General features: G+C 68.7%; 20 protein-coding genes. 7 read left to right on the top strand and 13 right to left on the bottom strand.

Annotated elements, in window-relative coordinates; translation table 11 throughout:
• Positions 1-92: 92 nt before the first annotated feature.
• Entirely contained in the window at positions 93-848 is a 756-nt protein-coding gene (locus AC3A57_RS16070; protein WP_487579835.1) for a pyridoxine 5'-phosphate synthase, read from the top strand.
• A gap of 257 nt (positions 849-1105) precedes the next feature.
• Here AC3A57_RS16070 and AC3A57_RS16075 read toward each other — a convergent pair whose 3' ends face one another.
• The 9 genes from AC3A57_RS16075 to gyrB all read right to left on the bottom strand — a co-directional run bounded on the left by AC3A57_RS16075 (position 1106) and on the right by gyrB (position 9838).
• The gene (locus AC3A57_RS16075) at positions 1106-1516 is read right to left on the bottom strand and encodes an ExbD/TolR family protein (protein ID WP_487579836.1); all 411 of its coding nucleotides are present in this window, start codon (positions 1514-1516) and stop codon (positions 1106-1108) included.
• 310 nt (positions 1517-1826) lie between these two features.
• The gene (locus AC3A57_RS16080) at positions 1827-2240 is read right to left on the bottom strand and encodes an ExbD/TolR family protein (RefSeq protein ID WP_064748121.1); all 414 of its coding nucleotides are present in this window, start codon (positions 2238-2240) and stop codon (positions 1827-1829) included.
• 15 nt (positions 2241-2255) lie between these two features.
• Complete coding sequence (locus tag AC3A57_RS16085) at positions 2256-2672, bottom strand: ExbD/TolR family protein (RefSeq protein ID WP_487579837.1); 417 nt, start codon at positions 2670-2672, stop codon at positions 2256-2258.
• 43 nt (positions 2673-2715) lie between these two features.
• Positions 2716-3465, bottom strand: coding sequence for a MotA/TolQ/ExbB proton channel family protein (locus AC3A57_RS16090; protein ID WP_064748119.1), 750 nt, complete (start codon positions 3463-3465; stop codon positions 2716-2718).
• A gap of 99 nt (positions 3466-3564) precedes the next feature.
• Positions 3565-4242, bottom strand: coding sequence for an energy transducer TonB (locus AC3A57_RS16095; RefSeq protein ID WP_336132925.1), 678 nt, complete (start codon positions 4240-4242; stop codon positions 3565-3567).
• Positions 4243-4388: 146 nt separating this feature from the next.
• Positions 4389-5615 (bottom strand): tetratricopeptide repeat protein, encoded by a 1227-nt coding sequence (locus AC3A57_RS16100; protein ID WP_487579838.1) that lies wholly within the window; start codon positions 5613-5615, stop codon positions 4389-4391.
• Positions 5616-5759: 144 nt separating this feature from the next.
• Positions 5760-6563: a M48 family metallopeptidase gene (locus AC3A57_RS16105; RefSeq protein ID WP_487579839.1), complete on the bottom strand. Its 804-nt coding sequence runs from the start codon at positions 6561-6563 to the stop codon at positions 5760-5762.
• Positions 6564-6633: 70 nt separating this feature from the next.
• Positions 6634-7230, bottom strand: coding sequence for a CPBP family intramembrane glutamic endopeptidase (locus AC3A57_RS16110; RefSeq protein WP_487579840.1), 597 nt, complete (start codon positions 7228-7230; stop codon positions 6634-6636).
• A gap of 178 nt (positions 7231-7408) precedes the next feature.
• Complete coding sequence (gyrB, locus tag AC3A57_RS16115) at positions 7409-9838, bottom strand: DNA topoisomerase (ATP-hydrolyzing) subunit B (RefSeq protein WP_487579841.1); 2430 nt, start codon at positions 9836-9838, stop codon at positions 7409-7411.
• Positions 9839-10072: 234 nt separating this feature from the next.
• On the opposite strand from gyrB, the gene AC3A57_RS16120 reads away from it, so the two are divergent.
• Complete coding sequence (locus AC3A57_RS16120) at positions 10073-10420, top strand: hypothetical protein (protein ID WP_487579842.1); 348 nt, start codon at positions 10073-10075, stop codon at positions 10418-10420.
• Between the two features lie 768 nt (positions 10421-11188).
• Here AC3A57_RS16120 and recF read toward each other — a convergent pair.
• The 3 genes from recF to dnaA form a co-directional block, all read right to left on the bottom strand.
• Positions 11189-12274 carry a DNA replication/repair protein RecF gene (gene recF / locus AC3A57_RS16125; RefSeq protein ID WP_487579886.1) on the bottom strand — a complete coding sequence of 362 codons (1086 nt, stop codon included), beginning with the start codon at positions 12272-12274 and terminating at the stop codon, positions 11189-11191.
• A gap of 620 nt (positions 12275-12894) precedes the next feature.
• Entirely contained in the window at positions 12895-13995 is a 1101-nt protein-coding gene (dnaN, locus tag AC3A57_RS16130) for a DNA polymerase III subunit beta (protein WP_487579843.1), read from the bottom strand.
• 518 nt (positions 13996-14513) lie between these two features.
• Positions 14514-15860, bottom strand: a complete 1347-nt coding sequence (gene dnaA, locus AC3A57_RS16135; protein WP_487579844.1) for a chromosomal replication initiator protein DnaA — start codon at positions 15858-15860, stop codon at positions 14514-14516.
• 292 nt (positions 15861-16152) lie between these two features.
• On the opposite strand from dnaA, the gene rpmH reads away from it, so the two are divergent.
• The 4 genes from rpmH to mnmE all read left to right on the top strand — a co-directional run bounded on the left by rpmH (position 16153) and on the right by mnmE (position 20268).
• A complete protein-coding gene (gene rpmH, locus AC3A57_RS16140) occupies positions 16153-16293 on the top strand; it encodes a 50S ribosomal protein L34 (protein WP_036139660.1) in 141 nt (46 codons plus the stop codon).
• Positions 16294-16354: 61 nt separating this feature from the next.
• On the top strand, positions 16355-16789 hold the full coding sequence (gene rnpA / locus AC3A57_RS16145; RefSeq protein WP_487579845.1) for a ribonuclease P protein component: 435 nt from the start codon (positions 16355-16357) through the stop codon (positions 16787-16789).
• A gap of 15 nt (positions 16790-16804) precedes the next feature.
• Entirely contained in the window at positions 16805-18529 is a 1725-nt protein-coding gene (yidC, locus tag AC3A57_RS16150) for a membrane protein insertase YidC (RefSeq protein WP_487579846.1), read from the top strand.
• A 371-nt stretch (positions 18530-18900) separates the two neighbouring features.
• The gene (mnmE, locus tag AC3A57_RS16155) at positions 18901-20268 is read left to right on the top strand and encodes a tRNA uridine-5-carboxymethylaminomethyl(34) synthesis GTPase MnmE (RefSeq protein ID WP_487579847.1); all 1368 of its coding nucleotides are present in this window, start codon (positions 18901-18903) and stop codon (positions 20266-20268) included.
• A gap of 61 nt (positions 20269-20329) precedes the next feature.
• Here mnmE and AC3A57_RS16160 read toward each other — a convergent pair whose 3' ends face one another.
• The gene (locus AC3A57_RS16160) at positions 20330-22816 is read right to left on the bottom strand and encodes a S8 family peptidase (protein ID WP_487579848.1); all 2487 of its coding nucleotides are present in this window, start codon (positions 22814-22816) and stop codon (positions 20330-20332) included.
• Positions 22817-23154: 338 nt separating this feature from the next.
• Between AC3A57_RS16160 and AC3A57_RS16165 the strand changes: the two genes are divergently transcribed.
• Positions 23155-23994, top strand: a complete 840-nt coding sequence (locus tag AC3A57_RS16165) for a DUF6689 family protein (protein ID WP_487579849.1) — start codon at positions 23155-23157, stop codon at positions 23992-23994.
• Positions 23995-24049 lie beyond the last annotated feature (55 nt).

The following is a 24049-nucleotide window of genomic DNA, read 5'->3' on the forward strand; positions in this document are numbered from 1 at the left end:
CTGCGCGCCGGGTCGGCCCTGCGCATCCCGCCGCATTGGACCCGCCGCGTGCGCCGCTCGCCGCGACGCACGCGGCGGGTTAGGCTGTGCGCATGACCGTGCTCAGCGTCAACGTCAACAAGATCGCCGTGCTGCGCAACTCGCGCGGCGGCGCCGAACCCGATGTCGTGCGCGCGGCGCGCGCCTGCCTGGAGGCCGGCGCCCACGGCATCACCGTGCATCCGCGCCCCGACGCCCGCCATATCCGCGCCGACGACGTATACGCGCTGGCCGAGCTGACCCGCGAGCGCGGCGTGGAATTCAATATCGAAGGCAATCCCTTCGCGCCGCCGCGCGACGGCTACCCGGGCCTGCTCGAGCTGTGCCAGCGCACTCGCCCGGCGCAAGCGACCCTGGTCCCGGACGGCGACGACCAGCTCACCTCCGACCACGGCTTCGATTTCATCCGCGACGCCGAAACCCTGCGCCCGCGCGTCGCCGAGCTGCGCGCGCTGGGTTGCCGGGTCAGCGTGTTCGCCGATGCCGATCGCGCCGGCATCGAGCTGGCCGCCGCGCTCGGCGCCGACCGGGTCGAGCTGTACACCGGGCCCTACGCCGAAGCCCACGCCCAAGGCCGCAGCGACAGCGCGGTCGCCGCCTTCGCCGCGGCCGCGCGCCGCGCCCAGGCCGCCGGGCTCGGCGTCAACGCCGGTCACGACCTCAGCCAGGCCAATCTCGGCGCCTTCCTGCGCGGCGTGCCGAACGTGCTCGAAGTGTCGATCGGCCACGCCCTGATCGGCGAGGCCCTGTACCAAGGCCTCGACGCGACGGTGCGCGCTTATCTGCGGGTGATCGGCGAAGCCGGATGAACGCTTGCCTGTAGGAGCGGCGTCAGCCGCGACCCGCCGCAGCGGCGTACGCGAGCGTCGCAGCCGAAGCCCAGGCATACGAGCGTTTTTATCCAACCGCCGACCGACCGGGCTTCGGCAGGCGACGTGGTATTTCTTCGCTTCGGTTGTCGCGGCCCATGACCGGAGGAAATCCCGTGGGACGCCGCTCCTACACGAGATACGGCGGACGACGACGGCCGCGCGATGGCGGCCGTCGCGTCTTTCTGGTGTCGGACTCAGCGCGACGCAGTGGAGATGTTCTGAATCCCGCTGTCCTGCGCGGCCGACAAAGCGTGGGCGAAGCCCTGGTAGTCGGCATCGGCGTTGGCGCCGATTTCCAGCACCGTGTCCGGCGCGCTGCGCGCCAGCGCCTGCAAGGCCGCGCGTAGTTCGCCGCTCGCCAGGCTGCGGCCGTCGAGCTCGAAGCCGCCGTCCTGGCGCACCATCAAGCTGGCCTTCGGCGGTGGTTCGGCCTCGGTCGTATTGGCGAACGGCAGGCCGAGGTCGATTTTTCCGGTCAGCGCCGGCGCGGTGACCATGAAGATGATCAGCAGGACCAGCATCACGTCGACCAGGGGCGTGACGTTGATTTCGGCCACCGGCGCGTTGCCGGCGTAAGCGGGAGCGGAGAACCTGGAACCGGCCATGTGCACCTCCATCCTGGGGCGGGCTGCCCGGATTTACGTTAATCCGGTCACAGTAAATAACGCAAGCGAGTCTCATTCGTTTCGTCGCCGGGATGCACGACCGGCCCGGCTCATTGCCATGGCGGCCACGCGGCGACGGCGCATGCGGCCGTACCGGGCCGAGTCCTGGCGGCCGAACGCACCGAGCCGGTCTCCGCCCCGATCCCGCGGATCGGCTGCGCGGCGCCGATCGCGAGTGTCGCGGGCAAAAAAAAACGCCGCCCAAGCGGGCGGCGTTTCACGACGGTAAGCGTCGGTTTCGGCGTAGAGCTTACTTCTGGACGAAACCGATCTTTTTCATGTCTGCGTTTTTGGCGTAAGCCAGCACCTTGGCGAGGATGCCGTATTCGGCATCGTCGTTGGTGTCGATTTCTAGCAGAGGTTGATTGGTGGGATCGCGTTGAACCGTTTCCTTCATCATCCCCGGGATCGCCTGCAGCGGCGTGGGGTTGTTGTTCCAGAACACCGTCCCGGTCGCGTCGATCCGCAGCGAGATCGGCGGCGGCGGCTCCTGCGTCTGGGGCGGCGGGTTCAACGTCGGTTGCGGCAGGTTGACGTCGATCGGGTAGGACACCGTCGGGGCCGTGACCATGAAGATGATCAGCAGCACCAACAGCACGTCGACCAGCGGAGTGACGTTGATGTCGGAGATCGCACCGCTATCGGAGTTGTTGCTGAAAGCCATGTCTCTTGTCTCCGATTAACGTTCTTTGATCGCGACGAAGCCGACTTTGCGCATGCCCTGCTTCTGCGCCACCGTGACCACGCTGTTGACGATGCGGTACTTGGCGGTGCGGTCGCCGCGGACGTTGATCTGCGGCTGCGGGGTCTTCTGCGCTTCGACCGAAAGACGGCTTTCCAGCTGATCCATGGTGACGGGCTCGTCGTTCCAGTAGATCGCGCCGCTCTCCTGGATGGCCAGGGTGATCGGCGGCGTCTTCGGCGCCTCCTCAGGCTTGGCGAGAGTGGCTTCGGGCAGTTTGATCTCGACCTTATGGGTCATCAGCGGTGCGGTGATCATGAAGATGATCAGCAGCACCAGCATCACGTCCACCAGGGGCGTGACGTTGATGGTGGCCATCGGGCCGCCGCTGTCGTTGCCTGCACTAAAGGCCATGTCCGAACTCCAACTACGCTATTGAGAAGGCTAGGTGGTGCTATTAGCGCTTGCCGGCCACTTCGCCGACGCGCGAGCCGGTGGCGAAGAAGTCGTGCAGGTCGTGCGCGAAGGTGTCGAACTTGTTGTTCGTGACACGGTTCAGGCGGACGAAGAAGTTGTAGGCGAGCACGGCCGGGATCGCGACGAACAGACCGATCGCGGTCATGATCAGCGCTTCACCCACCGGGCCGGCCACGGCCTGGATCGAGGACTCGCCCGAGGCGCCCAGGCGCAGCAGGGCGTGGTAGATGCCCCACACGGTGCCGAGCAGACCGACGAACGGAGCGGTCGAGCCGACGGTGGCGAGCACGGTCAGGCCGGCTTCCAGGCGCGAGCTCTCGCGGGTGACGGCCTGGCGCAGGGCGCGGTCGACGAACTCCGAGCGGTTCAGCGACTCGACCAGGCGCGAGCCTTCGTGGCGCTGGTGGTGAGCGGCGGCCTGGGCGGCGTCGAGGGCGATCTTGGAGAACGGCTCGCTGCGCGGCTGCTCTTCCATGTAACGGATCGCGTCCTGGGCGTTCGGGGTTTCCCAGAACGTGCTGACGACGCGGTCCGACGAACCGCGCAGGCGCAGATTCTTAACGAAGTTGATGACGATCCAGTAGACCGACAGAACCGACATCAGCGTGAGCGTGATGAACACGATCCAGCCGACGAGGTCGAAGTTCTGCAACAGATGCGAAAAGCTCATCTGCTGGAGCGCTTCAGCGTTGGAGCCTCCGGCGGCGGCGGTAGTGGTTTGCTGCAGCATGACGCTTACCTTTGAATGTCGTGGAAAGGAAGAAAGGTTTTACATGGAACTAACGCAACGACTAGCTGTCGAAACAACTAGCTGTCCAACCGAACCCGATCAGTTCGGCGGGACGAAATCCACGGGTACGCGGACGCGGCTGGCGACCGGTTGACCGTTGCGCACTTCGGGGTTGAAGCGCCACTTGCGGGCGGCATCCATGGCTGCGCGGTCCAGATTGCGGTTACGGCTGGACTTTTCGACCTGCACGTCCAGCACGTTGCCCTGGGCGTCGATGCTGATCACGAGGACTACGGTGCCGCCCACGCCCTGACGGGCTTCGGTCGGCGGGTACTTCGGCGGGTTCAACCGGCGCGAAGACGGGTCGACGCTGGAGCCGATGTCGCTGGCGACCTGCGGCGGCGCGGGCGGAGCCGGCGGCGGCGCGGGCGGATCGATCGGGCTCGGGTCCAGATTCTCGACCGGCGGCTGGTCCGGCGGCGGAGGCGTCGGGGTCGGGCGCGGCGGAGACAGCTCCTTCGGAGGCTGCTTGATCTCCTTCGGCGGCTCCGGCGGCGGCGGCGGCGGCGGCGGGGGCGGCGGCGGCGGCTTGATGATGTTCACCATCGTCACCTGCTCTTCCTCCTGCTGTTGGGCAGGCGGCGTCATTGGGGCCAGCAACAACAGGAGCGCCGCGGCATGCACGGCGATCGCGCAGGTGATACCGGCAATGCGTGCCCAGTTCAATCCTTCGCGGTCGTCATCATTCCTAACTTGGAGTTCGAGGTCTTGCGTCATGCCGTCAGCTCGGGAGGTGTTTCCGGACGCCTGGGCGCCGCGGGCCATCGTTCGGTTCCTGCAACCGTTTCCAGTCGCGGGAACCTCCTAGCATATACCAAACCGCGTCACAGGTTCCAAGCGCGGATGGTCATCTCTTCGCCAAATTATTTGCTTTTCAGCGCGAGAATCTTGTTGGCGTCGTCGGGCTTCTTCACGCCCTTGGCGATCGCCTGCTTGGCGGCTTCCTTGGCCTCGGGAATGCGGTCTTCCTGCCACAGCACGCGGGCGAGATTCAGGTACGTCTCACCGTCCGGTGCGAGCGGAGCCGCTTTCTTGTATGCATCGATCGACTTCCCCTGCTGGTCGGAGAAGTAGTAGGACTGGGCCAGGGCCACGTAGGCCTGGTAGTCCGGCTTGAGGATGCCCTTTTCCAGGCCCTCGTTGATCACCGTCGCCGCTTCCTTCTCCTTGCCGTCGAGGTTCAGGTAGGTCGCGTAGAGCTGGCGGTAATCCTTGTCTTCGGTGAACTGACCGGCGGCGCGCAGCTTCTCGAGCACGGCGGCGGCCTTGTCGAGCTGGTCGGCCTGCGAGTAGACCGCGGCGACGTTCATCTGCGCGCGCTTGTCGCCCGGGTTCTTGGCCGCGAGCGCTTCGGCGATCTTCGCCGCTTCGGCGCCCTGGTTGTTTTCCATGTAGCTGGCCATCAGCAGCTGCTGCCATTCGCCCTTGGGCTCCGGCGAGCCGTCGATGGCCTGCTTGATGACCTTGGCCGCGTCGGCGAAGCGGTCCATGCGGTACAGCGCATTGCCCTTGACGATCAGGTGCTCGGGCTTGGTGCTCTTGGTCTCGGCGAGGAAGCGATCCATCGTCGCCAGCGAATCGGCGTACTGGTCTTCCTGCAGCTGCAGCTGCGCCATCATGAACATCGAATTGAAATGGCCGTTGTTGTCCAGGCCATTGAGCTCGATGGCTTGCTTGAGGTAAGCGATCGCGGCCTTGCTGTCGTCGGCGTCGTAGGCCAACTGCGCGCCGATCTGCGCGGCGAAGGAACGCTCGTAGGCGTTGAGCGCGGTGTTGGCGAGGATTTCGTCGGCCGCGGCGCGCGCTTCGGCGGACTTCTCCTTGTCGTAGAAGTCCATCATCTTCTGCAGCTTGGCGCCGCCCTTGGAGGACGCCTTGGCTTCCGGCGGGGTGCGGGTCGCGTTCGGGTAGGCGTTCTCGACCTTGGCCTGCGAGGCGCCGCTCTTGCGTTCGTTGTCCTTGGCGGCGCGGCGCTGGGCGCTGCGCTCGGAGGCGGTCTGGGCGTTGACCTGAGACACGGCGCCGAACACGAGCACCGCGCCGATGGCGGCGGCGAGCAGGCTGTTGCGGCGACTGATTTGCTTGTTCATGACACACCTCGAAGGGCTGAGCGGCCGCTGGCCCGGGGCCTCGCGGAGGAACGGCGCAAGGCCAAGGGGCCGCCAAGCTATCAGAAACTTGGGCCGGCGCGATACAGGTTGCAGCCGCCAAAAATCGTCAATAACGAATACTTATCAACCACACTTGGGCGTACGGCCGGCCGCGCGGGCCTGCTCGTAGGTCGGCACCAGGGCGCCCGCGCGTGCACCCAATTCGTGGATGCGCGATTGCGGATCGGGGTGGGTCGACAGCCATTGCGGCGGGCGCGAGGTACTCGCCGCGATCATGTTCTGCCACAGGTTCACCGCTTGCCGCGGGTCGTAGCCGGCCTGCGCCATCAGCCGCTGGCCGACCACGTCGGCCTCGGTTTCCTGGGTGCGCGAGCCGGGCAGCAGGAACGCGGTCTGCAAGGCCGCGCCGCCGAGCTGGTTGGCGGTGCTGGCCATGCCTTCGCCGTAGCGCGCGCCGACCAGGCTGCCGAGCACGCCCAGGCCGATCTGCGCGCTCATCTGCCGGGTGATGCGTTCGTCGTGATGGCGCGAGACCACGTGGCCGATCTCGTGCGCGATCACCGCAGCGAGCTGATCCTGATTGCGCGCGACGGCGAAAATGCCGGTATTCACGCCGACTTTGCCGCCCGGCAGGGCGAAGGCGTTGGGCGAGTCGTCGGCGAACAGGGCCACGTCCCAGTTCGCCTGCCAGCCCTGCGGCAATTGCTGGGTGATCGAATTGACCACGCAGCGCACATAAGCGTTCCGGCGCGCATCGCCGCTCAGGCGTTGCTTGCTCTTGGCGTCGGCGAAGGCCTTGGCGCCCATCTGATCGAGCTGCTCCTGCGACACCGCGCCGATGCGCTGAGTGCGGCCGGTCGGCGAAGTCGTGGTGGCGCAGGCAGCGACGACGGCGGCGATCGACAGACCGAGCAGGATGCGTTTCATCGAAGATTCCCCTAAGCGATGGACTTTTGTAGCCCTGCCCGGATTAACCGATCGTCAACGGCGGGTTGGATCAGCCGCCGGCCGTCAGCAGGGCCGCACCGGCAATCAGGTTGTTGAGCGCGTGCGCGGCGTAGGCGGCCCACAGGCTGCCGGTTTGCCGGTAAACCCAAGCGAAAGCGGCGCCCATAAAGGCATACACGGCCCACAGCAACAGCATGCCCAGGCCGTGGCTGGCGCCCAGACCGGGCGGTTCGTGGACCAGGGCGAAGGCGAACGAGCTCAGCGCCAGGCCGAGGCCGGGCCGGCCGGCGGCCCACAATCGGCCGAACAGCACGCGCCGGAACAGCAACTCTTCGTAGGCCGGCGCGACCAGCGCGGCGAACAGCAGCAGCAGCCAGGGATGGCGGCGGATCGCCTCGCCGAGCACGGCGTTGCTGGGCTGCATCTCGATCTGCAACGACTGTGCGGCCAAGCCCACTAGTGCGCTGAAACCGACGCAGGCGATCACCGTCGCCGCGACCCAGCTGTAGGTCCAGGGATTGCGCCAGGCCTGCAGCGAGGCGCGGCGTTCGGCGCGACTGGCGGGGCGGCGCAGGGCATACACCAGCAACGCGGCCAGGCCGGTGGCGAGCAGGCTGAGCGCGATCATCGCGCCGGGTCCGGGCATCGCCCGGTCGGCGGGAACGCCCTGCACGCCTAAGACGAAAGTCCAAGCCACGCCGCCAAGCAGGGCAAAGGCCAGCAAGGCCGCGATCGCCAAAAACAGGTCGATCGCGAAGCCGCCGAGCGCCGCCGGCAGGCTCGACCGGGCCGGATCGGCCGGCGCATCCGCGCCGGCCAGGGGCTCAGACGTCGAGATTGGCCACCTTGAGCGCGTTGTCCTCGATGAACTCGCGGCGCGGTTCGACCACATCGCCCATCAAGGTGCTGAAGATCTGGTCCGCGGCGACCGCGTCCTCGATCCGCACCTGCAGCAGGCGGCGGGTTTCCGGATTGACCGTGGTGTCCCACAGCTGCTCGGGATTCATCTCGCCCAGGCCCTTGAAGCGCTGGATCTGGCGGCCCTTCTTGGCTTCGTCGAGCAGCCAGGCCTGGGCGCCGGCGAAGCTGGCCACCGCCTGGGCGCGGTTGCCGCGCAGGATCTGCGCGCCGTCGCGGACCAGGCCGTTCAACATCGACGCCGCTTCGCGCAACGCGCGCAGTTCGCCGCCTTCGAACGCGGCCAGCGGCAGCACCTGCTTGAGCTGCTGGCCCATGTGGTCGCGCACGATCAGCAGCGCGCCCTGGCGGTTCTCGTCGCCGGGATGCAGCTGCAGCGCATAGCGCGGCTTGCCCAGGCCGCTCTCGTTGAGCTGCTTTTCGATCCGGTCCAGGGTCTCGCGGCTGGGGGTGTGCGCCGAATCGATCGGCGGCGCGTCGATCAGCGCCTGCAGCACGTTGGAGTCGTAGCGGTGCGCGCTGCGCACGATCGCCTCGCGCGCGCCGGCGTAGGCCAGCAGCAGCTTCTCCAGCTGCGCGCCCTCGATCGGCGGCTCGCCCGCGGCCGGAATCAGCGCGGCGCCCTCGACCGCGTTGCCGGCCAGGTACTGGTCCAGCGCCGCGTCGTCCTTGAGGTAGATCTCGTTCTTGCCCTGCTTGATCTTGTACAGCGGCGGCAAGCCGATGTAGATGTGGCCGCGCTCGATCAGCTCCGGCATCTGCCGGTAGAAGAAGGTCAGCAGCAGGGTGCGGATGTGCGAGCCGTCGACGTCGGCGTCGGTCATCAGGATGATGCGGTGGTAGCGCAGCTTGTCCGGGTTGTACTCGTCCTTGCCGATGCCGGTGCCGAGCGCGGTGATCAGGGTGCCGACTTCGGCGCTGCCGAGCATGCGGTCGAAACGCGCGCGCTCGACGTTGAGGATCTTGCCCTTGAGCGGCAGGATCGCCTGGGTCTTGCGGTTGCGGCCCTGCTTGGCCGAGCCGCCTGCGGAGTCGCCCTCGACGATGAACAGTTCGCTGAGCGCGGGATCTTTCTCCTGGCAGTCGGCGAGCTTGCCGGGCAGGCCGGCGATGTCCAGCGCGCCTTTGCGGCGGGTCAGGTCGCGCGCCTTGCGCGCGGCCTCGCGCGCGCGCGCGGCGTCGATGATCTTGCCGGTGATGGCGCGGGCTTCGTTGGGGTGTTCCTGGAGGAACTCCTCCAAACGTGCGCCGAACGTGTTCTCAACGACCGGGCGGACCTCGGAACTGACCAGCTTTTCCTTGGTCTGCGAGGAGAAGCTCGGGTCCGGCACCTTGACCGACAGCACCGCAATCATGCCTTCGCGCATGTCGTCGCCGGACAGGGCGATCTTGGCCTGCTTGGCCAGGCCGCTCTGCTCGATGTAGTTGGTCAGGGTGCGGGTGAGGGCGGCGCGGAAGCCGATCAGGTGGGTGCCGCCGTCCTTCTGCGGGATGTTGTTGGTGAAGCAGAACATCGTTTCCTGGTAGGCGTCGGTCCATTGCAGGGCGACTTCCACCGAGATGCCGTTCATTTCGCCCGACACCGCGATCACGTTCGGGTGCAGCGGGGTCTTCACCTGGGCCAGGTGCTCGACGAAGGAACGGATGCCGCCCTCGTACTGGAACACGTCGCGGCGGCCTTCGCCGCGCTCGTCGACCAGGGTGATCTTGACGCCCGAGTTGAGGAACGACAGCTCGCGCAGGCGGCGGGCCAGGATGTCGTAGTGGAACTCGATGTCGGTGAAGATTTCCGCCGCCGGCAGGAAACGCAGCAAGGTGCCGCGCTTGCTCGAGGCTTCCAGTTGCTTGAGCGGATACACCGGCTCGCCCAACGCGTATTCCTGCTGGTGATGGTGGCCGTCGCGCCAGATGTCCAGCCACAGGTGCGCGGACAGCGCATTGACCACCGACACGCCGACGCCGTGCAGGCCGCCGGAGACCTTGTAGCTGTTGTCGTCGAACTTGCCGCCGGCGTGCAGCACGGTGAGGATCACCTCGGCCGCGGACACGCCTTCTTCCTTGTGGATGTCGACCGGGATGCCGCGGCCGTTGTCGTAGACCGACACCGAGCCGTCGGTGTGCAGGGTCACGACCACGTCGTCGGCATGGCCGGCGAGGGCTTCGTCGATCGCGTTGTCGACGACTTCGAACACCATGTGGTGCAGGCCGGTGCCGTCGTGCACATCGCCGATGTACATGCCCGGCCGCTTGCGCACGGCTTCCAGGCCGCGCAGCACGGTGATCTTGCTGGAGTCGTACGTGGTCGAGGGCGGGGTCGGGATAGTGTCGTCGGTCATTCGCTTCGAGTCGGCTGCAAAGGCTGTCGCCGGCCAGATCGCACAGCGGCGCCCGGCCAGACATTAGCTATTGGGATCCAGCGGAAATTATAGCACCTCGCGCCCCCTCCCCTCTGGGGCCCCAGCCCCGCGCCGGACGGCGGCCTCTCAGCGCGTCCCAGGCGCGAGCAGAGCGCCCACGCCGACCGCGTCCGGGTCGCGCATCCGGCCCAGGCAGGCGTCCAGATAGGGCTTGTGGGTAGCGCCGACGATGTTCAGCACGCGCACGCCGGGGCGGTTGCCGAAGGCTTCGCGCAGGTTCGCTGCCGTGCGCAGATTGCGCGCTTCCCGCCAGGCCGCGTACTGGCGGCCGTAGCGCTCGGCCGAAGCATCGCGCAGGACGGCGCCGAGGTCCGAGGCGATCCCGCCCCGCTGGGCTTCGCTGCCGTTGAGGAAACGTTACAGGTCGACGCGGTCGAGCAAGGCCTGCCAGCGCTCGAGGTAAGGGAGGGCGTCCCCCGGCGGACCGCGCCGATCGCGGCCTGGTCCCCCGGCCCCATGTCGGCGAACAGCCGGTCGGCGCTGTGGTCGTCGACCGCGTAGACACGCTGCAGGCCAGGCGCGCCGCCAAGGCGGCGCCGACGGCGGAGCTCCCGTTGCGTGCGGTGTCGGCGAGTGTCCGCAGCTGCGCCGCCAACGCCGCGTCCAGGCCGTCGCCGGCGCGGCGTTGGGCCGCCGGCAGCTGCAGCCATTGGGCCAGGGCCGGGGGCGCGCTCGCCCGCGGCCGGCAGCGCGGCGGCCAGTCCACGGCGCTGGGCCGGTGTCGGGCGCGCCGGCCAGACCGCGTAGCGGCGACGCATCTCGGCGACCGCGGCGGGGAGCTCCGATCCGGTGGCCCGGCGCGCGGCCTCGGTCTCGGGGCAGCAGGTGTCGTCGGCACCCTCGGGCAGGGTCCGATGCCGGCGCAGGCGGTCGCAGCGCTCGCCGGACCGGGCTTCGACCGCGATGACCTGAGGATTGAGGGCCGCCAGGCGATCGAGCCGCGGCTGCAGGGGCCTGAGATCGAAGTCCCTGGGCAGGGCGCAGAGATGGATGCTGCCGAGCACCGCGACCCGGGTGCACGAGCCGGCCCGGGCCCGGCTGGGCGAATCGAGGTCGGCCAGGGCCTGGGCCGGGGCGGCGCAGCAGGCCGGGCAGCAGGCGAACGACGGCGAACGGAGCGATGGCAAGGCCTCCTCCCTGATCGGCGGGTCTCAGGGACGTGCGTGCCGGAACGGGTCGACTGAGAGGCGGCGGCCCGCGGGAATGCGCCGTTCCACGTGGAACATCACGAACCGGTCGAACCGAGCCGGTTTCACAGGTCCGCGTGGATCATTCCGACCGCAAAGTTCCATGTTCCACGTGGAACCGAGCAACCGCGACCTCCATCTCGGCCAGGGCCGGCGGCGGCTCGGTGCCGGTGATGAAGACTTGGGCACGGCTGGCGATGAGGCGCTCGAGCACCCTCCGCTGGTGCCGGCGGTCCAGCTCCGAGGCCAGATCGTCCAGCGCGATGACCGGCCACTCACCCAGGGCCTGGGCGTGCTGCTCGGCCTGCGCCAGCAGGGCGACCAGCGCGACCAGCTTGGCTTGCCCGCGCGACAAGGCCTCGCGCCCGGGAATCGTGCCATAGCCGATGCGCCAGTCGGCGCGATGCGGCCCCACCGAGGTAAATCCCTGCTGTTGGTCGCGTTCGCGCGCCAGCAGCAGGGCATCGGCCAGCGGAAACTCGTCGCGGCGCCAGCCAGGCAGGTAGTCCAGGCGGATCGCGCCCAAACCCGGGGCCAGTTCGGCCGCCAAGGCAGTGAACCGCGGCTGCAGCTCCTCCAGATAATGCTGTCGGCGCCGGCTCAACGGTTCGCCGGCCTCGGCCAGCTCGTGGTCCCAGGCATCCAGCTGCCCGTCCCGGGCCCGGGCCTTGAGCAGGGCGTTGCGCTGCTTGAGCGCCCGGGTATAACGACGCCACAGCGGAGTGAAGTCTGGTTCCACGTGGAACAAGCCCCAATCCAGATAGCGCCGGCGGATTTCGCCGGGCCCGGTGATCAGGGCGTGGCTGCCGGGCTCGAAGCTGACCACGGCCAGGGCGGCGCAGAGTTCGCCCAGTTGGGACACGCTCTGGCCGTCGAGCCGGCCGACCCAGTCCTGGCCGCTGTGGCGCAGCCCGGCCTTGCGCCGCGGCTCGCGCCGGCTTTCCTGCCATTCGACGAACACTTCCAGGGCCGGATCGCCGGCGCGGATCAGCCCGTCGCGGACCCGGCCGCGGAAGCTGCGGCCGTAGGCCATCAGGTGCAGGGCTTCGAGCAGGCTGGTCTTGCCCGCGCCGTTCTCGCCCGTGATCAGGTTGATCCCAGGCGCCGGCGACAGGCTCACTTCGGCGAAGCGGCGCAAGCCGCGGGCGTCCAGGCGGGTCACATGCATCGGGAAATGATGGCAGATCGGACCCGGGGCCGGAGGGGCCATGGCCGAGGTTCGGCGAAGCGCCCAGGTCGGCATGGGGCTCGGAGGGCCTTCGAAAGAGCGGCACCGGCGGCCTAAGTGCTTGTTCGGCTTGGCTGTGTCGCTGAGCGAGGGCGTAGGCCGCAAACGCATGCGTTTGCCGGGGAGGAATCCAGCAACACCGTCGCGGGTAGCCGACCGACGGCTGAGGACTCGGGTTCCGGAGGGCTGACTTGCTTGGTTCTTGTACCGGCGGGGATTCGGGCTTCGATTAGCAATCGTAGGCCTTGGGGCGGCTGTCCTCCCGGGGTCGCGACCTACGCCGCTTCTACAGCGGGGGATTCGGGCTTCGGTTAGGAATCGCAAGCCTTGAGGCGGCTGCGCGCCCGAGGGCGAGGCTTATGCCGCTCCTACAGCGCGCGGACTCGGGCCTCGGGGGAACGCAGGCCTTGGATTGCCTGCGTGGCAGGGCGTGCGACTTGTGACGCTGAAAAAAGCCTGGGGACGCCGTTCCTGCAGGGCCGGAAACGAAAACGCCCGGCAGAGCCGGGCGTTTCGTGTTCCACGTGGAACCGGATGACTCCGGCTCCGGGGCTTACGCGTCAGAGGCGCAGCGGCATGACCACGTGGCGGCAGCGCTCGTTCGAGGCTTCGCGCACCAGCGCCGAGGAGTTGGCGTCGCGCAGGGCCAGCACGACGTGCTCGTCGCGCAAGGCGCTCAGGGCGTCCAGCAGGTAGTTGACGTTGAAGCCCACCGCCAGGTCGTCGACCTTGGTGTCGGCTTCGACTTCTTCCTGCGCTTCTTCCTGTTCCGGGTTGTGCGCGCTGATCTTCAGCTGGCCCGGCGAGACTTCGATGCGCACGCCGCGGTACTTCTCGTTCGACAGGATCGCCGCGCGCTGCAGCGAGGCGCGCAGGGTTTCGCGCTCGATCCGCACTTCCCGGTCGGCGCCGATCGGGATCACCGCTTCGTAATCTGGGAAACGGCCGTCGATCAGCTTGCTGGTGAAGGTGACATCGTCGCGCTTGACCCGGATGTGGCCGCGGCCCATCTCCAGTTCCAGCTCGCGTTCGCCGCCTTCGAGCAGGCGCTGCAGTTCCTGCACGCCCTTGCGCGGCACGATGATCTGGCGCTTGGTCTGCGAACCGCCTTCGAACGCGGCTTCGCACAGCGCCAGGCGGTGGCCGTCGGTGGCGACGCAACGCAGGCTGGATTCGCGCAGGTCGAACAGCAGGCCGTTGAGGTAGTAGCGCACGTCCTGCTGGGCCATCGCGAACGCAGTGCGTTCGATCAGTTCCTTCAACGCCGCCTCCGGCACGCGCACGCGTTCGGTGGCTTCGACTTCGTCGATCGACGGGAAATCGTTGGCCGGCAGGCTGGCCAGGGTGAAGCGCGAACGCCCGGCCTGCACGGTGATCTTCTCGGCGGTCTGACTGACGGTGACCTTACTGCCGTCGGGCAGGGCGCGGACGATCTCGAACAGCTTGCGCGCCGGGATCGTGGTTTCGCCGTCCTTCGCGTCGTCGACCGCGACGCGGGAAATCATTTCGACTTCCAGGTCGGTACCGGTCAGCGACAGCTGCCCGTCGTTGACCTGGACGAGCAGGTTGGCGAGGACCGGCAAGGTCTGCCGGCGTTCGACGACATTGACCACCTGGGCCAACGGCTTGAGAAAGACTTCGCGTTGCAGGCTGAAACGCATGCGGACCCCTTGGCCGTCTGTGGGACTAAGCCCAAAACAAAAGAGATGTATAAATCAAAAGCTTGGTGGTGATGGAGCAGCGAAAATCACTGGAAAACCAAATTAACTATTTGATTCATAAGAGCTTTTCGCTACTCAGAACCCTGTTGGAAGCGGCCTGGGGAAGACGGTAGAAGCTGTGGATAAAAAATGGGCGGATCGCCCGCTGCTTATTTATCCACAGCTTGTACGAACATCATCCCCGTACTTATGCCTTTCGCGACAACCACTTAGCCGGTACCTTGTGTCCATCGGCGCTGCGGCGGGCCGATCAGGCCAGCAACGCGGTCGCCGGGACCGAAGAGCGTGGGCCCGCGACCCGGACCGCTCGAACCGGGCCAGCGCAGCCACGAGGCGCGCAGGCCCTGGAACGGCGAGCCGGCGCGGCCGAACCGGCCGATCCGACATCATGCACAGCGGTACTGCAGCAGCGGTCTTGCGATCTCCTCGGATGAGCGCGAACCGCAGCGCGGTCGAACTCACTCGCTGAGCTTGCGGATCAGCTTGTCCCAATCCTCGCGCAGCTTGCCGTCGGTTTCCATCAAGGTGCGGATCTGCCGGCAGGCGTGCAGCACGGTGGTGTGGTCGCGGCCCGCAAAGGCGTCGCCGATTTCCGGCAGCGAGTGCTCGGTCAGCTCCTTGGTCAGCGCCATGGCGACCTGGCGCGGCCGGGCCAGCGAACGCGTCCGCCGTTTCGACAACAAGTCCTTGATCTGTAGGCCGTAGTAGTCTGCCACGGTCTTCTGGATGTTGGGGATGCCGATCGCCTGCTGCTGCGCCCGCAGCAGATCGCGCAGGGTTTCCTGGGCGAACTCGACGGTGACGGCGCGGCCGGTGAAGTTGGCCCGGGCGGTCAGGGTGTTGAGCGCGCCTTCCAGGTCGCGGACGTTCGAACGCATCTTCTTGGCCAGCAGGAAGGCGACTTCCTCGGGAATCGCGGCGCCGCGTTCCTTGGCCTTGGAGATCACGATCTGGGCGCGGGTCTCGAAGTCGGGCGGCTCGATCGCCACCGACAGGCCCCAGGCCAGGCGCGACTTCAGCCGCGGCTCCAGGCCTTCGACCTCGCGCGGATAACGGTCGCAGGTCAGGATGATCTGCTGCTTGCCGTCGAACAGCGCATTGAAGGTGTGGAAGAACTCTTCCTGGGTGCGGTCCTTGCCGGCGAAGAACTGGATGTCGTCGATCAGCAGCGCGTCGACGCGCTGGAACTGGCGCTTGAACGCATCCATGGTCTTGTCCTGCAGCGCCTTCATCATCGCGCTGAAGAACTGTTCCGAACGCAGGTACATCACCCGCATCGCCGGATTGGCGTCGCGCATGGCGTTGCCGGCGGCGAACATCAGATGGGTCTTGCCCAGGCCGGTGCCGCCGTACAGCAGCAGCGGGTTGTGCGCGCGCTCGCCGGGCTTTTGCGCCGCCTGCCAAGCGGCGGCGCGGCCGAGCTGGTTGCTGCGGCCTTCGACGAAGTTGTCGAAGGTGTAATGGGTGTCCAGATTGCCCTGGAAGGGTTCGACCGGTGCGCTGGCGACCGGTCGCGGCGCGGCGGTGCCGATCGGCGCGAGCTCGGCCGGCGGCGCGATCGGCGCTACCCGCGGCAGCGAGCCGATTTCCAGGCTGACCTCGCCGCTGCCGGCGAAATACGACAGCAGCTCGCGGATCCGCGCCAGGTAGCGCTCGCGCACGTGTTCGACCACGAAGGCGTTGGGCGCGTACAGCACGGTCACGTCGTCGCGGCGCGTGGCCTGCAGCGGCTTCAACCAGGTATGTACGTCCTCGACCGGAAATTCGGCTTCGAGGCGTTCGAGGCAGCGGGGCCAGGCTTCCATCTGTAATGCGTCTTCTTATGCGTGTAACTGACTCGGTCGGCCGGCCTGGCGGCGCAGCAGACGAAAGCGGCCGTGCGCACGATGCGGACATCGCGCCGAACAGGGCCGGGGGGTCGGTCAGACTACCATCGCGACCGGGTCCGGAACAGGACTAATCCACAGGTTCATGCACAGGCTGTGGGGCCGCGGCTCGGTTCCGGCGTAAACACCAAGCCAAACAAAGGCTTGACCCGGGGTCGGGGACACCTCTAGAATCCGCGGTCCTCTCGCCGTCATTCTTGTAGAGCCGATCATGGCCACCAAGCGCACCTACCAGCCCAGCAACCTCAAGCGCAAGCGCGACCACGGTTTCCGTGCCCGCATGGCGACCGCCGACGGCCGCAAGGTTCTCGCCCGTCGTCGTGCCAAGGGCCGCAAGCGTCTCTGCGCCTAAGCCGTTTCAGCCGTCTGCGCCGATCGCGACGATCCGGCGCGGCGCGGCCTGAGCGTCTGCGATGAATTCGACCCGCTTCCCGCGCACCGCGCGGGTACGCGCGCGTTCGGACTTCGACCGAATCTTCAAGCATGGCCGGCGCGTGGCGCTGCCCGTGCTCGCTTTGCATTTCCAGGCCGACCCGGCCGTGCCGGCGCGCCTGGGCTTGGCGATCTCGCGCAAGGTCGATCCGCATGCGGTCGGCCGTAACCGCATCAAGCGCGTACTGCGCGACACGTTCCGCCACCTGCGCGAAGAACTCGCTCCGGGCGACTACGTCCTGGTCGCCCGTCCGGGCGCCTCGCGCTGCAGCGGCGAGGAACTGCGCGCCCATTTCCGCAGTCTGCTCAAGCGCGCCGGTGCCTGGCCCGGCCTTGCATTGCCCGCGACTGCCGCGACCGGCACAATGCCGGCCGCTTCCCCTTCCGCCCCCACGCCGGACTCCGGTCCCGGCTGAGCCTGCCTGCTGCCCATGAATCAGACCCGTGCTTTCCTCATCCTCGCCTGGCTGATGGTGGCGACCCTGCTGTGGATGGAATGGGGCAAGGAGAAGTCGGCTCCGCCGGCGCCGCCGCCGGCCGCCCTGGCGCCGGCCAGCAGCGTGCCCGCGGCCGCCAGCGCGGCGACCAGCGCCGCCGGCGTGCCCGGCGCGCCCAACGCCGTGCCGGCCCCGGCCGCCCCCGGCGCCGCGGTCAGTGCCGCGCCGGCCGGCAGCGACGGCCTGGTCACCGTCACCACCGACGTGCTCAAGGTCAACCTGCGCGGCGGCGAGATGAGCGAGGCCGACCTGCTCAAGTACCCGGTGACCTCGGCCAAGGACAGCCCGCCGATGCGGCTGCTGGCCAGCGACTCGACCTTGTATTTCGTCGCCCAGAGCGGCTGGGTCAGCCAGGGCAACCCGGCGCCGACCCACGAGTCGGGGTTCCGCTACGCCGGCACCCAGCGCAACCTGGTCATGGCCTCGGGCACCAACGAGATCGCCGTGCCCTATGTCTGGACCGGCGCCAACGGCGTCAGCATCCAGCGCACCTACACCTTCCGCCGCGGCGACTACGCCGTGCGCGTGCGCGACGAGGTCAGCAACGCCGGCGCCGCGCCGTGGCAGGGCTACGTCTACCGCCAGCTCAGCCGCGTGCCGCGCGAGCTGGCCCACAAGGGCCCCTTCAGCCCCGAGCAATACAGCTTCCAGGGCGCGGCCTGGTACAGCCCGACCGATAAGTACGAGAAGCGCAAGTTCGACAAGTTCGCCGAGGACGGCAAGCTCGACAAGTCGGTCACCGGCGGCTGGATCGCGATGCTCCAGCACCACTTCTTCGCCGCCTGGATTCCGGGCGAGAAGGACGCGGGCCAGTTCTCGCTCGAGCAGCTCAGCGCCGGCGGCGCGCCGCAGTACCTGATCCGCGACCTCGGCCCGGGCCTCAACGTCGCCCCGGGCGCCAAGGCCGCGACCGAAGCGCGCCTGTGGGTCGGCCCCAAGCTGGTCAAGCAGATCGAAGCGCAGGGCGTGCAGGGCCTGGACCGCGCGGTCGACTTCAGCAGCTACAGCATCTTCGCCACCCTGGCCAACTGGCTGTTCTGGCTGCTCGACAAGCTGCACGGCCTGTTCGGCAACTGGGGCTGGGCGATCGTCGGCCTGGTGGTGCTGCTGAAGCTGGCGCTGTATCCGCTGTCGGCCGCGCAGTACAAGTCGGCGGCGAAGATGCGCAAGTTCCAGCCGCGCGTCGCCCAGCTCAAGGAGCGCTACGGCGACGACAAGCAGAAGTTCCAGATGGCGCTGATGGAGCTGTACAAGAAGGAGAAGATCAATCCGGTCGGCGGCTGCCTGCCGGTGCTGCCGCAGATCATCATCTTCATGACGCTCTACTGGATGCTGGCCGAGTCGGTCGAGCTGCGCCATGCGCCGTGGTTCGCCTGGATCCAGGACCTGACCGCGCGCGATCCGTTCTTCGTCCTGCCGGTGATCAACATCGCGATCATGTGGACGACCCAGAAGCTGACCCCGATGACCGGCATGGACCCGGCCCAGGCCAAGATGATGCAGTTCATGCCGCTGATCTTCGGCGTGATCCTGGCCTTCCTGCCGGCCGGCCTGGTGCTGTACCAAGTCGCCAACGGCGGCCTGGGCCTGCTGCAGCAGTGGCTGACCACCAAGCGCTACGCCGAGCAACCGGCGGGCAGCGGCAAGGACAAGAGCTGAGTCTTCGCTGCGAGCGCAGCCAGACTATCTCCGCAAAGCCCGCCGTCAGGCGGGCTTTGCGTTTGCGCAGATACCGGGGTAGGAGCGGCGCAAGCCGCGACCCCGGGTCGCGCCGCTCCGGCGGCAACGGCCGCGCCGCTGCGGTTGCATCGGTACTGCCGCGGCGACGGATTCGGGCTTCGATTCTCGACGGCGGCCTTGGGTTTTCTGCGGATCCCTGGGGCGCGACTTGGGGCGCTCCTACCTCGGAAGAATTCGCGGCTTCGGATTGCGGCGTGGTATTCGACCGCTGCGGTCGTCGCGGCTCACGCCGCTCCTACAGGGAGCAGCGCTTTCACGGCCGCCACCGCCGGACCACTATCATGTCGCCCATGACCGACGCCCCCGCCCGCGACACCATCGCCGCCGTCGCCACCGCGCCCGGCGCCGGCGGGGTCGGCATCGTCCGCCTGTCCGGACCGCGCGCGAAATCGATCGGCGAGGCGGTCGCAGCGCGCCGGCTGCGGCCGCGCCACGCCCACTACGCCCGCTTCCTCGACGCCGACGGCGCCGTCCTCGACGACGGCATCGCCCTGTACTTCGCCGCGCCGGCCAGCTACACCGGCGAGGACGTGGTCGAGCTGCAGGGCCACGGCGGTGCGGCGGTGCTGGAAGAACTGCTGGCGCGGGTCTGCGCCCTGGGCGCGCGGCGCGCACGCCCCGGCGAGTTCAGCGAACGCGCCTTCCTCGAAGGCCGGCTCGACCTGGCCCAGGCCGAGGCCGTCGCCGACCTGATCGCCGCCGCCGATGCGCGCGCCGCGCGCGCCGCCCGGCGCGCGCTCGACGGCGAATTCTCGCGCCGGGTCGAAGCCCTGGCCGGCGACCTGCTGGCGATCCGCGTCCACGTCGAGGCGGCGATCGATTTCGCCGACGAACCGCTCGACACCCTCGGCGGCGCGGCGTTGCGCCAGCGCCTCGGCGCCGCTTCGTCCGCGTTGGACGCGCTGCTCGCCGCCGCCGAACGCGGCCGGCGCCTGCGCGACGGCCTGCACGCGGTGATCGTCGGCCCGCCCAATGCCGGCAAGAGTTCGCTGTTGAATGCATTGGCCGGCAGCGAGCGCGCCATCGTCACCGACATCGCCGGCACCACCCGCGACCTGCTGCACGAGACGGTCAAGCTAGACGGCGTCGAGCTGACCCTGGTCGACACCGCCGGCCTGCGCGAGGGCGGCGACGTCATCGAACGCGAAGGCATGCGCCGCGCGGTCGGCGAACTGCAGCGCGCCGACCTGGCCATCGTCGTGCTCGACGCGCGCGATCCCGACAGCGGCCTGGCCTCGGTCGCCGAGGCCATCGTCCAGGTGCCGGCGCGGCTATACGTCTACAACAAGATCGATCTGATCGAATCCGATTACGCCTCGCCGACCCCGGCCGACATCGGCGGCGAAGACCGGGTATTCGTGTCCGCGCGCAGCGGCGCTGGCCTGGACGCGCTGCACGCGCGGCTGCGCGCGCTGGCCCAGGGCGATGCCGCCGACGCGGCCGACGGTGCGTTCACCGCGCGCGCCCGCCACGTCGACGCCCTGCTGCGCGCGCGCGCGGAACTCGACGACGCCCGCGCCCAACTCGATCACGAGATGCTCGACCTGGCCGCCGAATCGCTGCGCCAGGCCCACGAAGCGCTGGGCGAGATCACCGGCCGGGTGCGCGCCGACGACCTGCTCGGCCACATCTTCTCCAGCTTCTGCATCGGCAAATAAAAAACGGCCCGGAACTCCGCCGGGCCGTTGTGAGGGGCGTCCTTGCCCGGGTGGGAGAGAGTCAGTCTTCTGCGCTGCGGTAGGCCTCGAGGTAGCGGCCCGCGGCCACCGCGAAAGCGGCGCGGCTGATCGTCTTATTGGGGTCGAAGTAGGCGTGCAGGGTGGGCTGCAGGTCGAACGGGCCCTGGGTCACGGCGAAGCGGGCGTTGATCAGGCCGCGGTCCAGCGCCAGCTGCACGTAGCCGCGCAGGTTGGCCGGGATCGTGGCCGCGTCGTCGACCGGGATGCGCTTGCCGTCGTAGAACGCGGTCAGCGAGCCGTTGAAGGCGCGTGCTTCGTTCTGCAGCGCCAGGCTCTGCACCAGCGAGTAGGCCAGGCTGACCCGGGTCACGTTGTCGTTGGGGCGGAACGCGCCGTTGAGGGTGCCCATCACCCCGTCCTGGGCCTGGCTCAGGTCGCGCAGCGCGCCGCCGCGGGCCACCGCCGATTCGGCATAGGCATAGCGCGCATCGCCGCTGCCCAGGTCGCTGAAGCTGGAGCGGCCGTCGAACGGCAGGTGCTGGCGCACGCTCTGGCCCATCAGCAGGTACTGCGCCAGTTCGCTGCGCTTGAGGTTGGCGTCGGGGCGGAACGTGCGGTCGGAGTAGCCGTCGACCAGACGGTGGGCGACGGCGTATTCGATCGCCGGACGCGCCGGATGGCTGGCGACGTCGTCCAGACCGGTGTAGCCGCCGCTCTTGAGGAAACCGATGGTGCCTTCGACCGTCCCGGGCAGGGCGTAGCCGTTGGTGACGTTGGCCGGATCCAGGTCGGTGCCGGACAGCGAACCGATGCCGCGCACGCTGACCTTCCACACCCCCGGCTTGCCCGGGGCGCCGGTGGTGACGGTGTCGCCGAGCACCGGCAGGGCGATCGAGGAGCCGTACTTGATCCCGTCCGGATCGGTCAGCACCAGGGCCAGGGTGTTCTCGCCGATGGTGGCGCGGGCGCTGACCCAGGCGATATCGCTGCCGACGGTGAAGCTCTGTTCCTCGACCGCGCCGACCGGGGCGAAGTCGACCGAGAACGGCAGGTCCGGCACGCCGCCGGAGAGGATGGCGTTGGCGTTGAACGCGCGCAGGTAGTTGACCGTGCCGCCGAAGCCGTAGCGGATGCCGGCCGCCTCGGCGACCGCGGCGTAGGCGTTGATGTGGCCGGCGCCGACTTCCCACGGCAGGCGGCCGCTCATGTTGCTGGCGGTGCGCTGCAGGATCGCCTTGATCTGGGCCGGGGTCAGGTTGGGATTGGCTTCCAGCATCAGCGCGGTGACGCCGGCCACGTGCGGGGTGGCCATCGAGGTACCGCTCATGTGGGTGTAGAACGGCAGCTGCGCCGCGGGCAGGGTTTCGGCGTCGTGCTGGGCTTCGGTGGCCGGCAGCGCGCCGGTCAGGGCGCGGGTGGAGACCACGTCGACCCCGGTGGCGACCACGCTGGGCTCGTTGACGTAGGTCCACTGGCGGCCGTCGGGCATGGTGAAGCTGCCGCTCTCGCCGCGCTTGCCGCGCGAGGAGAAGCCGGTCAGCACGCCGTCCTTCTCGCCGGCGCCGACCGAGATCACCCACGGCGCCTGCGCGTAGGGGTTGTGGGTGTCTTCGCCCGGGCCGTCGTTGCCGGCCGCGAACACGCTGACGATGCCGCGCTTGTACAACTCGTAGGTGGAGATGTTTACCGGGTTGAGCGGATCGAACTTGCCGCTGCTGCCCCAGGAATTGCTGGTCACCCGGATCGGGTGGCGGAAGCTGAACTGCTTGGTCGCGGCGTAGTCGAGGCCGCCGACCGCGTCGAGGATCAGCAGCACCGCGCCGGAGCCGTAGCCGACCAGGTCGGCGCCCGGCGCGACGCCGCGGTGCTGGCCGTTGGACTTGGCGCCGTTGCCGCCGATCGTGCCGGCGCAGTGGGTGCCGTGGCCGGAGCCGAGGTCGGTGTTGATCAGGCCCTCGGTGTAGGTGATCGGCAGCATGCCGTCGAGCGAATTGAGGTTGGTGGTGCCCAGGGTGTTCTCGACCACGTGCTCGCGGAACTTGAGATCGTCGTGGCTGGCGTCGATGCCGGAGTCGTTGACCAGCACCGAGATCCCGGCGCCGCTATAGGGAATCGCGCGTACGAAATCGCCCGGGTTGTCCGTGACCCGGGCCGCGCCGGAAATCTGCCGCGATTGCTGGTTGTAATAGCGCAGCGGCGCGTTCCAGTAGATCGAAGCGACGTCGTCGCGCTGGGCCAGGGCGCGGATCTCGGCCGGGGTCGCCAGCGCGCCGGCGATCGGCAGGGTGCGCATGGTCACGCCGGTGTCGATGCCCAGCGCCTTCAGCGCGGCGATCTGCGGGGCGGTGACCGGGCCGGACTGCTCGTAGCTGACCACGATCTGCAGCCGGTCGGCCGACGCCGCGGCGGCCATCCGCGACAGCAGCTGCGGATCGAGGTGGGCGTCGGCGAGGGCGACGCCGCTGGCGAGCAGGCCGGCGGCAAGGGCGCTGACGCGAAGGGTGTGACGCGCGAACTGGGAAGGCATGTCGAAAGGCTCCGGAACCGCCACGGACGGCGTTCATCGAGTATTCGCAGCGCCTGCGGGCGATCCCATCGGGAATTCGCCTCAGCGCGCCTGGGGAGAAACCCTCATGGCGCGCGCCGGCCGCTCGCCCCGGCCCGCGCGGTCTTCGCGGTCCGCGAGCGACATTCGCGGCAGGGGGCGCCGTCGGTCGGCCCGGCCGGCGATCCTGAATCGGGCAACCAGCCGCTCCGCCGCCGCACCGGCGCCGTCCGTCCGCGCTGAGGGGAAACACCTAGAGACAGGGATCACATTTCCGATTAGCCTGCCGCGACGGTGCAACGACCCGCAGGGGGATCACGATGGCCAAGCCGACGCTGGCGTGGAAGTTGTTCGCGGCGACCGCTTTGCTGCTGGTCTCGTCCCTGGCCTCGGCGCAGTCGGTGCCGGTCTCGGTCACGGTGTCCGGCGATACCGCCACGGTGACCGTCGGCTCCGGCAGCGTTCCGCTGGCCGACCTGACCCTGAGCTTCGACGACGCCAGCGGCCTGTCCGCCTCCAGCCTGGGGATCAGTGCGCAACTGGTCGGCCTGACCGACGCCGCCCTGCTCGCGCGCCTGCCGAACCTGAGCCTGACCCAGCTCGACCCGGCGTTCCCGCTGCTGATCACCATCGAGCCGCCGACCCTGGGCGGGCTGAGTTTCCATCGCAGCGTGCGGGTCGAAGTGCACACCCACGCGCTGAGCTATGCGCCGGGCAGCTCGTTCCGGTTGTTCAAGGCGCCGCTGGGCGGCGCGTTCCGCGACATTACCGACGAAGTCGCGCCGGGCAGCGTGCGCGCGCGCGGCACCACCGGCGGTTTCTCCCAGTTCCTGGTCCTGCCGGACCTGCGCGCCACCGACGCGGTGGTGGCGCAGAAGATCGCCTGGCTGCGCGCGCGCATCGACCTGTTGCCGGCGACCGAACAGGCCGCGTTCGACCTGCTGCTGGACGAGGCCGAAACCGCGGTCGCCGGCGAGGACTACGCCGACGCGATCGCCGCGCTGGACAATTTCCGCAGTCGCGCCACGACCCGCGCCGGGCTGTACCTGGGCGACCAATGGCGCGCCGCGCGCGACCTGGACAACCACGCCGGCGAACTGATCGCCGGCGCCGCGACGCTGAAGTTCTCCGTCGCCTACCTGCGCGACTTCGGTCCCTGAGCCGCCCGCTTCGGACCCGGCCGGCGCGCCGCCGCCGGGCGCTGCCTGGCGCGCG

The sequence above is a fragment of the Lysobacter sp. Soil_C_15 genome (assembly GCF_057657315.1).

Coding starts and splice junctions, on each gene's coding strand:
- mnmE (WP_487579847.1), top strand. CDS start 18,901: ATGACCGACGCCCCCGCCCGCGACACCATCGCCGCCGTCGCCACCGCG.
- AC3A57_RS16110 (WP_487579840.1), bottom strand. CDS start 7,230: ATGCCCGGACCCGGCGCGATGATCGCGCTCAGCCTGCTCGCCACCGGC.
- AC3A57_RS16105 (WP_487579839.1), bottom strand. CDS start 6,563: ATGAAACGCATCCTGCTCGGTCTGTCGATCGCCGCCGTCGTCGCTGCC.
- AC3A57_RS16095 (WP_336132925.1), bottom strand. CDS start 4,242: ATGACGCAAGACCTCGAACTCCAAGTTAGGAATGATGACGACCGCGAA.
- recF (WP_487579886.1), bottom strand. CDS start 12,274: ATGCATGTGACCCGCCTGGACGCCCGCGGCTTGCGCCGCTTCGCCGAA.
- dnaN (WP_487579843.1), bottom strand. CDS start 13,995: ATGCGTTTCAGCCTGCAACGCGAAGTCTTTCTCAAGCCGTTGGCCCAG.
- AC3A57_RS16075 (WP_487579836.1), bottom strand. CDS start 1,516: ATGGCCGGTTCCAGGTTCTCCGCTCCCGCTTACGCCGGCAACGCGCCG.
- AC3A57_RS16100 (WP_487579838.1), bottom strand. CDS start 5,615: ATGAACAAGCAAATCAGTCGCCGCAACAGCCTGCTCGCCGCCGCCATC.
- rpmH (WP_036139660.1), top strand. CDS start 16,153: ATGGCCACCAAGCGCACCTACCAGCCCAGCAACCTCAAGCGCAAGCGC.
- gyrB (WP_487579841.1), bottom strand. CDS start 9,838: ATGACCGACGACACTATCCCGACCCCGCCCTCGACCACGTACGACTCC.
- AC3A57_RS16070 (WP_487579835.1), top strand. CDS start 93: ATGACCGTGCTCAGCGTCAACGTCAACAAGATCGCCGTGCTGCGCAAC.
- AC3A57_RS16080 (WP_064748121.1), bottom strand. CDS start 2,240: ATGGCTTTCAGCAACAACTCCGATAGCGGTGCGATCTCCGACATCAAC.
- rnpA (WP_487579845.1), top strand. CDS start 16,355: ATGAATTCGACCCGCTTCCCGCGCACCGCGCGGGTACGCGCGCGTTCG.
- AC3A57_RS16165 (WP_487579849.1), top strand. CDS start 23,155: ATGGCCAAGCCGACGCTGGCGTGGAAGTTGTTCGCGGCGACCGCTTTG.
- AC3A57_RS16090 (WP_064748119.1), bottom strand. CDS start 3,465: ATGCTGCAGCAAACCACTACCGCCGCCGCCGGAGGCTCCAACGCTGAA.
- dnaA (WP_487579844.1), bottom strand. CDS start 15,860: ATGGAAGCCTGGCCCCGCTGCCTCGAACGCCTCGAAGCCGAATTTCCG.
- AC3A57_RS16085 (WP_487579837.1), bottom strand. CDS start 2,672: ATGGCCTTTAGTGCAGGCAACGACAGCGGCGGCCCGATGGCCACCATC.
- AC3A57_RS16160 (WP_487579848.1), bottom strand. CDS start 22,816: ATGCCTTCCCAGTTCGCGCGTCACACCCTTCGCGTCAGCGCCCTTGCC.
- yidC (WP_487579846.1), top strand. CDS start 16,805: ATGAATCAGACCCGTGCTTTCCTCATCCTCGCCTGGCTGATGGTGGCG.